Here is a 12,333-nt window from a genome sequence, read left to right as displayed (position 1 = left end):
CTCCGTTACACCTTTTCCACATTGACCAGGAACGCCTTAAATTCAGGCGTTTGCGTGTTGGCATCACCGACATATGGCGTCAGGGTGTTGGCGATAAAGCCTTTCTTCGCCACGCCTTCGTAACCCCAGTGAATCGGAATACCGATGGTGTCCACTTTCTGGCCGTTAACATCCAGCTGGCGAATACGTTTGGTCACCACCGCTTTGGCCTTGATAAAGCCACGGTTAGACGAAACTTTCACCGTGTCACCGTGTGCAATACCGAGTGAATTCGCGAGCTTCTCGCCAATCTCGATAAACTGCTCTGGCTGCGCGATGGCATTCAATACCGCGTGTTTGGTCCAGTAGTGGAAGTGCTCGGTCAGACGATAAGTGGTGCCGACATACGGGAACTTGTCGTGTTTACCCATCGCTTCCAGGTCACCTTTGAACACGCGCGCGGCTGGGTTAGAAACCACGTTCGGGTGCAGTGGGTTAGTACCGAGTGGCGTTTCAAACGGCTCGTAATGTTCCGGGAACGGCCCTTCTGCCATCTTGTCGATAGCGAACAGACGCCCTAAACCTTCCGGCTGCATGATGAACGGCCCAACGTCAGTACCCGGTGCGGCAGCGCTGTAGTCGGCAATATCCGCACCGCTCCACTTCGCGCCATCCCAGGAAATCAGGCGGCGTTTTTCGTCCCACGGTTTACCCTGCGGGTCAGCGGAAGCGCGGTTATACAGAATGCGACGGTTGAGCGGCCACGCCCAGGCCCAGCCTAGTGTGTTGCCTAAACCTGACGGGTCGGCGTTATCACGTCGCGCCATCTGGTTGCCGTCTGGCGTCCAGCTACCGGCGAAAATCCAGCAGCCACTCGAGGTGGTGCCGTCATCGCGCAGTTGGGCAAACGAGCTAAGCTGCTGACCTTTTTTCACCAGCACCGCGCCGGTTGCCGGGTCAGTCACATCCGCCAGCGCTTTACCGTTGCTTTCCATCGCCACTTCTTCTGGCGCTGGGTTATCTGGCGTCAGGTAATTCCAGCTCATGTTCAGTACTTGCTCAGGCAGCGCACCGCCCTCGGTCTGGTACATATGACGCAAGCGGCTAAAGATACCCGCGAGAATTTCGCCGTCGTTCAGCGCTTCTCCTGGGGCGTCCGCACCTTTCCAGTGCCACTGCAACCAGCGACCGGAGTTAACGATAGAGCCGTTTTCTTCCGCAAAGCAGGTTGATGGTAAGCGGAACACTTCGGTCTGGATTTTCGACGGATCAACATCGTTCATCTCGCCGTGGTTTTGCCAGAAGTTCGAGGTTTCCGTGTTCAGCGGGTCGATGGTCACGAGGAATTTCAGCTTCGACAGTGACGCAATGACTTTGTTTTTGTTAGGGAACGAGGCGACAGGGTTGAAGCCCTGGCAGAGATAACCGTTCACCTTGCCCTGGTTCATCATCTCGAAATATTGCAGGACATCGTAGCCTTTGTCCCACTTCGGCAACCAGTCATAACCCCAGCTATTTTCCGCTGTGGCTTTGTCGCCAAAGAAAGCTTTCATCATCGAAACGAAGAATTTCGGGTAGTTACCCCAGTAGTTTACCTGGCCTTCCAGCAACGGTTTTGGCGTGTTGGCGGCAAGATAGGTCTGGAGGTCGGGCTGTTTTTCATTCGGCAGCGTCATGTAGCCAGGCAGGCTTTGTGACAGCAGGCCAAGGTCGGTCAGGCCCTGAATATTGGAGTGACCACGCAGGGCGTTGACGCCGCCGCCAGCCATACCCATATTGCCGAGTAGCAACTGAATCATCGCCATGGTGCGAATGTTTTGCGCGCCCACGGAGTGTTGCGTCCAGCCCAGCGCATACAAGAACGATGCAGTTTTGTTTTTGACGCTGGTTTCTGCGATGTATTCACACACCTTGATGAAGTCATCTTTAGGCGTGCCGCAAATATTGGACACCACGTCTGGCGTGTAGCGGGAAACGTGCTCTTTAAGCAGATTCCACACGCAACGCGGATGGCTGAGCGTCAGGTCGCGTTTCGCGAAACCTTTCTCATCCAGCTCATAGTTCCAGCTCGTTTTGTCGTATTTACGGTTTGCCGCGTCGTAGCCGGAGAACAGGCCGTCGTCGAAGCTGTAATCCTCACGCACAATTAAATTGGCGTTAGTGTAGGCCTCAACGTATTCGCGGTTGAATTTATTGTTGTTGATCAGGTACAGCAGTACACCTGACAAGAAAGCAATGTCAGAGCCTGAGCGAATCGGGGTGTAGAAATCCGCCACCGAAGCGGTACGCGTAAAACGCGGATCGATAACGATGAGCTTCGCGCCATTGTGAATTTTGGCTTCCATCGCCCAGCGGAATCCGACCGGATGCGCTTCTGCGGCGTTGCCACCCATCACAATCACGAGATCGGCGTTCTTGATATCAACCCAGTGGTTGGTCATCGCACCGCGACCAAATGTTGGAGCAAGACTTGCTACCGTTGGTCCGTGTCAGACACGCGCCTGGTTATCCACGGCTAACATGCCGAGGGCGCGGGAAAATTTCTGGGTTAAATAACCGGTTTCGTTACTGGAGGCTGATGCACACAACATACCGGTGGAAAGCCAGCGGTTGACCGTGGTTCCCTGATCGTTGTGCGCAATAAAGTTGGCATCGCGGTCTTCTTTCATCAGTTTAGCGATACGGTCAAATGCCGTTTCCCAACTGATTTGTTCCCACTTATCCGAGCCTGGCGCGCGGTAAGACGGGAATTTAAGACGGCTTTCGCTGTGGATGAAATCCACCAGGCCTGCGCCTTTCGGGCAAAGCGCACCGCGGTTTACCGGATGGTCCGGATCGCCTTCAATATGGAAGATAGATGCTTTGGCATTTTTCGCTCCGTCACCGAGACTGTACATCAACAGCCCACAACCGACAGAACAGTATGTGCAGGTATTACGGGTTTCACGAGTACGCAGTAATTTATATTGCCGTGTTTCCGCAAGCGCAACGCCCGGGGCAAAACCCAGTGCCGCAGCTGTAGTCCCTGCCATACCGCCAGCACAGATCTTAAAGAACTGTCTTCTGCTGACCTGCATGGATGCTCCTTTTTTCGACATTTTCACATGACTTATAGGTGTATTTTTTTGCGGTCTAAGCCGCAAAGGTTCACAATCAAACCCAAACTGGCAATAACCCTTAATCCTAAAGAGTTAGTGTTGCAAGAATACCACATTAGGATTAAGGCTGTTCCAATCAGGTTAAGACAAAGTGAACAAATCCAACCCAAATCAGGACAAAATTGTGAACGCCATCACTGGCGCGCGGACGATAGATCTGTGGCAGCGCCACGATTTACACCAGCCAAAAGGCGATTGGCTGGCTGAAGAAGTCCCAGTGGCTCTGGTTTACAATGGTATTTCGCATGTCGTTATGATGGCTTCGCCCAAAGATCTGGAGTCATTTGCATTGGGTTTTTCCTTATCAGAAGGAATTATAGATTCTCCTGCTGATATTTACGGCATGGATGTCATTTCGGTCTGCAATGGACTGGAAGTGCAAATTGAGCTTTCCAGCCGCCGCTTTATGGGGCTGAAAGAACGCCGCCGCTCTCTTGCAGGGCGTACCGGTTGCGGCGTCTGTGGCGTTGAGCAACTCAATGATATTGGCCGTCCGATAACCCCCCTTCCGTTCACCCAAACCTTCGATTTGAACAAGCTTGATGCAGCCCTAACCCAGATGCGTGAATACCAGCCCGTCGGACAACTCACCGGTTGTACGCACGCCGCACTTTGGCTTAATGAAAACGGCACGATTCTGGATGGCAAAGAAGATATTGGCCGCCATGTGGCGCTGGATAAACTGCTCGGCGTACGTTGCCGTGAAGGTTGGAATAATGGTGCGGTGTTAGTCTCCAGCCGCGCCAGCTATGAAATGGTGCAAAAATCGGCCCAGTGCGGCGTCGAAATTTTGTTTGCCGTGTCTGCCGCAACCACGCTGGCCGTGGAAGTTGCGCAGCGCTGCAATCTGACGTTAATTGGCTTTAGCAAACCCGGTCGTGCGACGGTTTATACCCATCCGCAGCGGCTGTGTTAACGAGTTGTACATTCCGTTACTTACCGACACCAATCACTCACTGAACGTATTTGTTTGTTGGAATAAAGTTATTTCAACGGGCCAACAACCCATACATAAACAAATACGAGACTATCAAAATGAAAAAAGTATTAACTCTGATTGCTGTTGCTGTAATGGGTCTGTCTTCTGCTGCTTTCGCTGCTGAAACCACCGCAGCACCGGCTCCGGCAAAACACAGCACCACCGTGCATCACAAAAAACACCACAAAGCGGCTCCAGTAGCGCAAAAAGCGCAGGCTGCTAAAAAACATCACAAAAAAGCGACAACCACTGCAGCGCCTGCAGCCAAACCAGCGGTTAAACCCGCTGCATAAGTTGGCAATGAAATCCTTCTCTTCTAAAAACACCCGGCAAGCCGGGTGTTTTCTTATTGCTAATCCTGCTCATCACCGCACTAAGCCCATCTTCCAGACCCCATAATTTTTTTGATTCTTTGACTCATCTGATGTTGGATAGCCTTGCGCTTACAGTTGTCACAAACAGCGGCAGATCAGGCAAATTAAGGAACAGAAAGATGTCAGTAAGAAGAAGAATGGAAGTCGGTGAATTGTACACAGACCACTGCGAAGGATTACCAGAAGAACGCCGTGCTGGAAAAGAGTTGGTCTACGACTACAACCTGACGCGCCCAGCGCAAGAAACTCGCCGCGCAGAATTGCTCAAGCAATTATTCGGCAGCGTGGGCGAAAATTGCTGGATTGAACCCCCTATTCGCGTGGCTTACGGCAGCCACACTCATATCGGCAATAACTTTTACGGCAACTTTAATTTCGTGGTGGTGGACGATGCCACAGTAACAATTGGCGATAACGTGATGGTTGCGCCAAACGTGACAATCTCTACCGCCGGACACCCGATCGCCCCAGAAATCCGAATCACCGGACAGCAGTTTTCTTTACCGGTGACAATTGAAGACAACGTCTGGTTGGGAACAGGCGTTATTATCAACCCTGGCGTGACGATTGGCCGTAATAGCGTGATTGGCGCGGGCAGTGTGGTGACGAAATCTATTCCCGCAAACGTGGTTGCCGCGGGGGTGCCATGCCGAGTGCTGCGTGAAATTAATGAAGAGGACAAGTTGGCTTTTTCTCGTTGATATCCTATCTGGCCTGAATGAAATGGCGGACAAGCGTTTCATGCTTTTCCGCCTCCCTTCGATTTCCCCCAATTTCTTTTACGCTACTTAATAAGTTTCTTTCCCTTTATTCCGCAGAAAAATGCGTGAGTAGTCACATTTTTGAAAGCTGATAAACTCTGTTCTCAGTCGAAATATCGCTGGAGTTTTTTATTTTTTAGCCACTTAGATTAATCCTTTGAAATATAGGAAATTTTTCCTCCTACCATTCGATAGTTCACCAATCTTTATTTGTGATTCAACTCGCAAATTTTGCTTATAAAAACCACCTGTCAATCCTCTGCCTCGACTAATGAATCCCAATTTTGTGACATTCATTGCAAATCGAGGTCTTGTTTAAAGAGAAAAATAGCTGCAAGAAAAATAAACGAGGCAAGCGTCATGAGAATCGGCATGGTAATTAGCGGCGGTGATGTCACAGGGATTAATAACTTCGTTTTCCAGGTTTCCCGACTTGCTCAGGCAGAAATCATTTTATTTAACGGGGGTATTCCTGGTTTATTACAGAACAATCACCAGGCGATCTCCGTACGGGATCTGGTGGATTTTTCAGTCGCTTCTATTCCGATTATGTCTTCAGGTCGAACCAACCGTAAATTAATGGACTGTGAATATGAAACCCTTGCCAAACAATTAAAAACCCTGCATATCGATGTGCTTATCATGGCGGGTGGCGATGGTTCATTACAGTTTCTGAATAACCTGAGTGAGTATGGCGTTAATTGTTTTGGCGTCGGCATGACCATCGACAATGACGTTTACGGCAGCGATTACACCATCGGTTTTTCCACTGCCTGCGAACAGGTCATAAAAGAAGTGACCAAGTTGCGCAATACGGGACGAGCATTACCTGGGCGTGTTTTTATGATCGAATTGCTGGGAGGCTACTGCGGCGAACTGACGTTACAATCGGCAATTAAAAGTAACGCAGATTTTGCGTTAATACCCGAGAGCCAACATTCGCTTAGCGATCTCGCAGGGAAAATTACTTCACGGCTTGAATCACAAAATAGCGTCGTGATTCTTTGTTCAGAAGGTTACACCAAAGAGTATTCCCCCGGCTTTCAGGGGGCGATTGATACCATGATTAAACAGCTCGAACCAAAAATTGGCGTGCGTATTCGTAAATCAATTATTGGCTATAGCCTGCGTAACGGTGACCCAACCTGCGAGGAAATCTATCAGGGCACCATTATGGCGGGTGAAGTCGTCCGTTGTATTCAGTCCGGCATGAGAAATAAAGCCATTATTATTAATTCAAGTAACAAACCGATCCCTATAGATTTAATCAGTATGCAAAAACGCCTCGTCGACACCGAAGGGCATCATTATAAATTAGCGAAGCAGCTCAATATTATTTGAGGAGACTTTCAATGCTTAAAATTCTTTGTGTATGTGGCTGCGGTTTAGGTTCCAGTTTTGCCATTGAAATGGCAGCAACGGCGGTACTTAAAAAACTTCAAATTCCTGCAGAAATTGATCACACCACAGTTTCAGAAGCGGGTGCGTTTAAATCTGACATTATTTTAACGCAAAAAACCTTTGCTGATATTTTAACGGCTGACGCCAGCGAGGAAGAAATAAAACGCGTCATTGTCTTGCACCGACTCACCGATAAAGATGAGATCGAACAAAAGATTGTCGCCTTTTTAAAAGACCGCAATGTGAAGGTATTTGACCATGAATAGCATCATTAACTTTATTGTTAAAGACCTGCTAGGACAGGCATCAATACTGATTGCCTTTATCGCTATGCTCGGTCTTTTATTGCAGAAAAAATCGAAAGGGAAAGTCGCGGAAGGCACATTTAAAACGCTGCTTGGCTTTTTAATCATGATGGCAGGTATCAACATTATTGTTGATACCCTGACTTTCCTGAACGATATCTTCACCCACGGCTTCGGCATGAAAGGCTACATCACCGATGTCGCAGCGATTGCAGGCCTGGCAAACCGCGAGTTGGGCTCTGAAGTGGCGCTCACGCTGATGGTGATCTTTATCGTCAACATCATCATTGCCCGTATCACACCATTTAAATATATCTTTCTTACCGGCCAGGCTTTGCTGTGGATGGCCACCATTGGGGCAGTTATCGGCTACAAAGCCGGGCTGACCGGACTGCCATTGATTCTGACCGGCGGAATTTTCGGTGGGATTATGGCGGTGCTTATGCCCGCACTCGCTCAACCCGTGGTGCGCCGTATTACCGGTTCTGACGACGTTGCGCTTGGGCACTTTTGCACTATTGGCTACCTGGTTCAGGCGGCGGTCGCAAAAGTGGTGGGTAAAGGCTCTAAGTCGACCGAAGATTTAGTGTTACCGGATAACTTTAAATTCCTGCAAGACACCTACTTGTCGATGGCTGTGGTGATGATCCCGATGTACCTCATCCCGGCACTGGCAGCAGGCCCGGAATATATCAGCCAGTATTCCAACGGTGTGAATTACCTGATGTTTGCCTTTATGCAGGCGATACAGTTTGTTGCCGGGGTATTCGTGCTTTATAGCGGTGTGCGCCTGCTGTTAAACGAACTGGTGCCAGCATTCCGTGGTATCGCTATGCGCATCGTGCCAGACGCCAAACCCGCTCTGGACTGCCCGGTGCTGTTCCCCTACGCCCCAAATGCCGTGATTGTCGGCTTCCTCGCCACCACCGCAGGTTCCATCATCGGCATGATTGTCTTCCCAATGTTTGGACTGGCGATGATCCTGCCAGGACTGTTAACCAACTTCTTTGCCGGTGGTACTGCAGGGATTTTCGGTAACGCAATGGGCGGTAGACGCGGGGCAATTATCGGGGGCGTCGTTCATGGCCTGTTCATTACCTTCCTGCCCGCAATACTGGTTCCAATGCTGGAAAGCTATGGTTTCACCGGCGTGACCTTCAGCGATTCCGATGTCATTAGTAGCGGCCTGATTTTGGGGCACGTCTTCCAGAACAACTGGACGTTTGTCGGCGTATTTATCCTGTTCGTGGCGCTTATCGCCTGGTTCGTGAATGGCAAATCAACCAAACCTCAAGAGGAAAAAGCACATGAGTCTCTATAACTTCCCTGATTTATTGCAGGTGGCGAAGCAACGTAATTTCAAAGCAGTAGGTTCCTTTAATTTACATTGCCTGGAAATGTTACCCGCTTATTTCAAAGCCGCCAAAGCGACCAACAGCCCGTTAATGATTCAAATCTCGACGGGGACCGCTGAGTATTTAGGTTATCGTTTATTAGTCGATTCGATTCGTTCTTTATCAGAAAGCCAACAAATACCGACCTGTTTGCATTTGGATCACTGTTCAGATATTGAATCCATTAAAACGGCTATAGACGCGGGCTTTAGCTCAGTGATGTATGACGGCTCACATCTGGATATGGCCGACAATATTGCCAACACCCGCAAAGTTATTGATATCGCCCGGCCACGTAATATTTCTGTAGAAGCAGAACTCGGTGCCATTGGCGGCTCAGAAGATGGTAAATCCGTGGCCATGGAAGATATTGCCTTCACCACCACCGAAGATGCCAAACGTTTTGTGGATGAAACGGGTGTCGATATGTTGGCTGTTTCCGTTGGCACGGTGCACGGCCTGTATACCGGTAAAGCGCAAATTCAACACCAACGTCTTGCGGATATCAGCGAAGTGACCAAAACCCCGCTGGTGCTCCACGGTGGAACAGGCGTCAGTGATGAAGATATGCGTCGCGCGGTCGCGGGTGGCATCGACAAAGTGAACGTCGGCACTGAAATGAACGTGCAGTGGGTTGGGCACTGCAAAGAAACCTTCGAGAAGGGCAAAGTGAACGACAGCGTGCGTAAATTTTTAATTCCGGCAAATGATGCGGTAGCTGCGGTATTAATCGAAAAGATCGCATTATTTAAATAAGCTAAGCGTTATCCTCTACTCTTTATTGTAACCCTGGTTGCACGGCAATCGTCGGGCGGGAGCGAGCTATGTTTGGATCTTTAAAAAAACTTTTCCATAAAGATAATTCAGAATCGGCGCAATATGATATTCAGGCTATTCAAATTGAAACTGAATTAACAGCACTGGAAAATAGACTAACGGAAAACCCCAATAACGGCGAAACTCAGAAATCACTTATGTTGCGCTATAACCAGGCGTTACAAGTTTACGCGAAGAGTAAAACGCACCGTCAGCATATTGATGCGTTATTTATTAAAATTGATGAGCTGCGAAATCATATTCGTAAAAACATCTAAGGACTGGTGATGGCTATTAAAGAATTATTAATTGAAGCGCAGGCAATTCAAGTTGGCGTGCGTGAAACGGACTGGCAAAAGGTGATTAAACTTGCGGCGCAGCCGCTAGTTGATAACGGTTATATCCTGCCTTCCTATTACCAGGCAGTGATTAATAACACTCTGGAGCATGGCGCGTATTACGTTTTTGAAGAAGGCGTTGCTATGCCCCATGCTCGCCCGGAATGCGGCGTAATGAAAAATTGCTTCAGCATGGTGTTGCTCGAAGAACCGATTGCTTTTGCCAATAGCGACAAAGCCGACATCGTCATTATGTTTGCAGCCAAAGACAGCAACCAACACATTGAAGAAGGCATCCGCGCGATAGTGAATTTATTGGGTGATGACGATGTGATGGCAAGACTCCGCCGGGCAAAAGCTAAGGAAGAGGTGATCGCAATATTATGAGCCAGACTTCACGAACACAGGGCAAAACGGTGGTACTTGTGAACGGTGTTCCGGCCTCGGGTAAAAGCACCGTCGCACGCTTATTGTCCGAGCATTTTGCGCTCCCCGTACTGACCATCGACGGTATCAAAGAGCCTTTTATGGCGCAGTTCGATAACATTGACAGGCCGTTTAATCGGCGTCTCGGGTGCGCCGCCTATGAGGTGATTTGGTCGATTGTCGCCGACAGCCCGCAACAATGCGTATTTATTATCGACGCCTGGTTTGGTTTCCAGCCCAAAGAAGCGCTGGAACGCTATCTTGAACAGGCAGGGATCACGCGGGTGGTGGAAATCTGGAACCACATCCCAGGGCATCTCGCCGTACAGCGTTACGCGCAAAGACTCGATGAACGCCGCGAAGGCCATCCCGGTGAAGAATACCTGCCGGAATTATTGGCTCTGGCAAATAACGCACAGCCTATGTCACTGGGATCGGTTTATACCGTGGAGCAGGGCAAACCGGTGGATAGCATCGCACTGGTGGCATGGTTGGGCAAAGAACTTGGGGAATAACCGGTATCCCTATTCCAAAGTCACTCCACTTTTCCCCCAATCTGCCGATAACTTAACCAGACGCCAGGGCGACGCAACGGCGAGTAATCATTCGAGGTTAAAATGGATAGTTTTCAAAAAGATATTGATGAAAGGGCTAACCTGGCGTTATCCAACAAATTTGAGTTGTTGTTATTCCGCTTAGGGAAAGGTCAGCACTCTGATAAATCAGAGCTGTATGGCATCAACGTCTTTAAGCTACGTGAAATTGTGCCGATGCAGAAAATCAATCGTGCGGCCGGAATGATGTCACCGCTGTTAGGCATGGCCAATATTCGTGATCAGATTATCCCGGTAATCGACTTGCCCGCCGTCACCGGTTGCACGCCAGAAACGGGGCTAAACCTGTTACTGATAACCGAATACGCCCGTAGCACGCAGGCATTTGCGGTAGAGTCGGTGGAAAATATTATCCGTCTGGACTGGAGCCAGGTTCACGCCGCCGAGTCAGGTGTAAGCAGCCGTAATATCACCAGTATTGCTTCGCTCGATAGTGACGAATACAAAGGTGAACTGGCGCTGGTACTCGATGTTGAACAAATTCTTTATGACATTATTCCCTCCGGGCGCAACGTTGATGTCGCGGCCATTGAAGGGAGCACAAACCCGCTGAAACCGGGCGCTGTTGCCATTGTTGCCGAGGATTCGAAAGTCGCCCGCATGATGCTCGAACAGGGCCTGAAAGGGATGGGCATTCCGACGATGATGCATTCCACGGGCCTTGAAGCCTGGGAGAAAATCAAGGTTATCGCCGCAGAGGCCAAAGCCGCTGGACAGCCCATCACCGACCGCATTGGCATGGTGTTAACCGACATCGAAATGCCGGAAATGGACGGTTTTACCCTGACGCGAAACATCAAAACGGATATCACGCTCAAACAGATCCCGGTGGTGATCCACTCGTCGCTTTCAGGTAGCGCCAACGAAGACCACGTGCGCAAAGTGGGCGCGAATGGCTATGTCGCGAAGTTCGATGTGAAGGAGCTTTCTCAGGTGATTAATAAGGCGCTGGAAGGTGCGGAGCTTTAGACCGGCAAAAAGGATGGATGACGCTGACGTTCATCCATCCTACAAAACCGTTTGGAGTTGTCTATTTCCCCACCCAGCTATTTTTAATCTTAAACATATCCGCGCGGTTATAACTGACGGAATAGTTAAATGCCGTGCCGTCTTCTAATTTAGTCACGCCAGAGACTTTCAGCATCGGCAAACCAGCGGCTATTGACAGCAAATCGGCAAGGTCTTTGCTGAATAAATCGCCTTCAATAACCGAGTTGTAAAACTTAATTTTTTTGCCGGTCAGCTCTTCGATGTATTGATACAACGAACCGTGTTCAAGCACAGTTTCGGGGATGGCGGCAATAACCTCGCTATTAATCCACGAGTCTTCAATTAGCACCGGAACATCGTCGATTAAACGCACCCGGCGAATAAAATGAACCTGCTGATTGGCCTGCATTTCCAACTGCCCCGCGATGGGCTGCGGGGCGAGAATGAGCTGATGGGAAATAAGCTGGCTGGTGATTTTCGCCTGCTGACCAAACTCGCGGGAAAAGCCTAAAATTGAATCTCCGGTGCCGCTATTGAGCATGTAGACATTGTCTTCAATCACTTTTGTGACAAACATCCCTTTGCCATGAATACGCTCGATAAACCCTTCCTGTTCAAGAAGATTCATCGCCTTTTGCAACGTCACTCGCGTCACGCCATATTGCACCGCGAGTTCTCTTTCGGAAGGGATTTTCTCACCGACCCGGTAACGCTGGCTGAGGATATCTTCCTGAATACTGTGTTTAATTTCTCTGTATCGCGCAACCATCGGGATTCATTTCCAGCGTTGTTATCGGG

Annotated in this window: 12 protein-coding genes and 1 pseudogene; 11 read left to right on the top strand and 2 right to left on the bottom strand. The window is 49.5% G+C overall.

The annotated features are described in order from the left end of the window. Positions 1 to 5: 5 nt before the first annotated feature. Positions 6 to 3,056 carry a formate dehydrogenase-N subunit alpha gene (gene fdnG / locus RHD99_RS01305; RefSeq protein ID WP_309877224.1) on the bottom strand — a complete coding sequence of 1,017 codons (3,051 nt, stop codon included), beginning with the start codon at positions 3,054 to 3,056 and terminating at the stop codon, positions 6 to 8. Positions 3,057 to 3,228: 172 nt separating this feature from the next. On the opposite strand from fdnG, the gene fdhD reads away from it, so the two are divergent. From fdhD to RHD99_RS01250, 11 genes and pseudogenes are all read left to right on the top strand, one after another. After that, complete coding sequence (gene fdhD, locus RHD99_RS01300) at positions 3,229 to 4,053, top strand: formate dehydrogenase accessory sulfurtransferase FdhD (RefSeq protein WP_309877223.1); 825 nt, start codon at positions 3,229 to 3,231, stop codon at positions 4,051 to 4,053. A 119-nt stretch (positions 4,054 to 4,172) separates the two neighbouring features. Next, positions 4,173 to 4,406: pseudogene (gene asr, locus RHD99_RS01295) on the top strand (acid resistance repetitive basic protein Asr); the annotation flags it as partial. A gap of 203 nt (positions 4,407 to 4,609) precedes the next feature. Next, on the top strand, positions 4,610 to 5,191 hold the full coding sequence (locus RHD99_RS01290; protein WP_309877221.1) for a maltose acetyltransferase domain-containing protein: 582 nt from the start codon (positions 4,610 to 4,612) through the stop codon (positions 5,189 to 5,191). Between the two features lie 420 nt (positions 5,192 to 5,611). After that, positions 5,612 to 6,592, top strand: a complete 981-nt coding sequence (locus tag RHD99_RS01285; protein ID WP_309877220.1) for a 6-phosphofructokinase — start codon at positions 5,612 to 5,614, stop codon at positions 6,590 to 6,592. A gap of 11 nt (positions 6,593 to 6,603) precedes the next feature. Further along, complete coding sequence (locus RHD99_RS01280; protein WP_034460367.1) at positions 6,604 to 6,918, top strand: PTS sugar transporter subunit IIB; 315 nt, start codon at positions 6,604 to 6,606, stop codon at positions 6,916 to 6,918. Then, the gene (locus RHD99_RS01275; protein WP_309877219.1) at positions 6,911 to 8,278 is read left to right on the top strand and encodes a PTS sugar transporter subunit IIC; all 1,368 of its coding nucleotides are present in this window, start codon (positions 6,911 to 6,913) and stop codon (positions 8,276 to 8,278) included. Before RHD99_RS01280 ends, RHD99_RS01275 begins: the two co-directional genes overlap by 8 nt. Next, complete coding sequence (locus RHD99_RS01270) at positions 8,265 to 9,107, top strand: class II fructose-bisphosphate aldolase (RefSeq protein ID WP_309877218.1); 843 nt, start codon at positions 8,265 to 8,267, stop codon at positions 9,105 to 9,107. Before RHD99_RS01275 ends, RHD99_RS01270 begins: the two co-directional genes overlap by 14 nt. A 68-nt stretch (positions 9,108 to 9,175) precedes the next feature. After that, entirely contained in the window at positions 9,176 to 9,445 is a 270-nt protein-coding gene (locus RHD99_RS01265) for a hypothetical protein (protein WP_309877217.1), read from the top strand. Positions 9,446 to 9,454: 9 nt separating this feature from the next. Continuing rightward, a complete protein-coding gene (locus RHD99_RS01260) occupies positions 9,455 to 9,892 on the top strand; it encodes a PTS sugar transporter subunit IIA (RefSeq protein ID WP_309877216.1) in 438 nt (145 codons plus the stop codon). Then, positions 9,889 to 10,446, top strand: coding sequence for a P-loop nucleotide/nucleoside kinase family protein (locus tag RHD99_RS01255; protein WP_309877215.1), 558 nt, complete (start codon positions 9,889 to 9,891; stop codon positions 10,444 to 10,446). Before RHD99_RS01260 ends, RHD99_RS01255 begins: the two co-directional genes overlap by 4 nt. Positions 10,447 to 10,548: 102 nt before the next feature. Beyond that, positions 10,549 to 11,514, top strand: a complete 966-nt coding sequence (locus RHD99_RS01250; protein ID WP_309877214.1) for a chemotaxis protein — start codon at positions 10,549 to 10,551, stop codon at positions 11,512 to 11,514. Between the two features lie 61 nt (positions 11,515 to 11,575). Here RHD99_RS01250 and RHD99_RS01245 read toward each other — a convergent pair whose 3' ends face one another. Beyond that, positions 11,576 to 12,304, bottom strand: coding sequence for a GntR family transcriptional regulator (locus RHD99_RS01245; RefSeq protein ID WP_309877213.1), 729 nt, complete (start codon positions 12,302 to 12,304; stop codon positions 11,576 to 11,578). Positions 12,305 to 12,333 lie beyond the last annotated feature (29 nt).

The organism is Buttiauxella selenatireducens (assembly GCF_031432975.1).
GTDB lineage: Bacteria > Pseudomonadota > Gammaproteobacteria > Enterobacterales > Enterobacteriaceae > Buttiauxella > Buttiauxella selenatireducens.
The sequence above is the reverse complement of the archived record's forward strand: the minus strand, read 5'-3'. Positions and strand labels throughout refer to the sequence as shown.

Excerpts from the sequence above, each read along its gene's own strand:
- RHD99_RS01255 (WP_309877215.1), top strand. The coding sequence starts at position 9,889 with ATGAGCCAGACTTCACGAACACAGGGCAAAACGGTGGTACTTGTGAAC.
- RHD99_RS01245 (WP_309877213.1), bottom strand. The coding sequence starts at position 12,304 with ATGGTTGCGCGATACAGAGAAATTAAACACAGTATTCAGGAAGATATC.
- RHD99_RS01260 (WP_309877216.1), top strand. The coding sequence starts at position 9,455 with ATGGCTATTAAAGAATTATTAATTGAAGCGCAGGCAATTCAAGTTGGC.
- RHD99_RS01250 (WP_309877214.1), top strand. The coding sequence starts at position 10,549 with ATGGATAGTTTTCAAAAAGATATTGATGAAAGGGCTAACCTGGCGTTA.
- RHD99_RS01285 (WP_309877220.1), top strand. The coding sequence starts at position 5,612 with ATGAGAATCGGCATGGTAATTAGCGGCGGTGATGTCACAGGGATTAAT.
- RHD99_RS01265 (WP_309877217.1), top strand. The coding sequence starts at position 9,176 with ATGTTTGGATCTTTAAAAAAACTTTTCCATAAAGATAATTCAGAATCG.
- RHD99_RS01275 (WP_309877219.1), top strand. The coding sequence starts at position 6,911 with ATGAATAGCATCATTAACTTTATTGTTAAAGACCTGCTAGGACAGGCA.
- RHD99_RS01270 (WP_309877218.1), top strand. The coding sequence starts at position 8,265 with ATGAGTCTCTATAACTTCCCTGATTTATTGCAGGTGGCGAAGCAACGT.
- RHD99_RS01280 (WP_034460367.1), top strand. The coding sequence starts at position 6,604 with ATGCTTAAAATTCTTTGTGTATGTGGCTGCGGTTTAGGTTCCAGTTTT.
- RHD99_RS01290 (WP_309877221.1), top strand. The coding sequence starts at position 4,610 with ATGTCAGTAAGAAGAAGAATGGAAGTCGGTGAATTGTACACAGACCAC.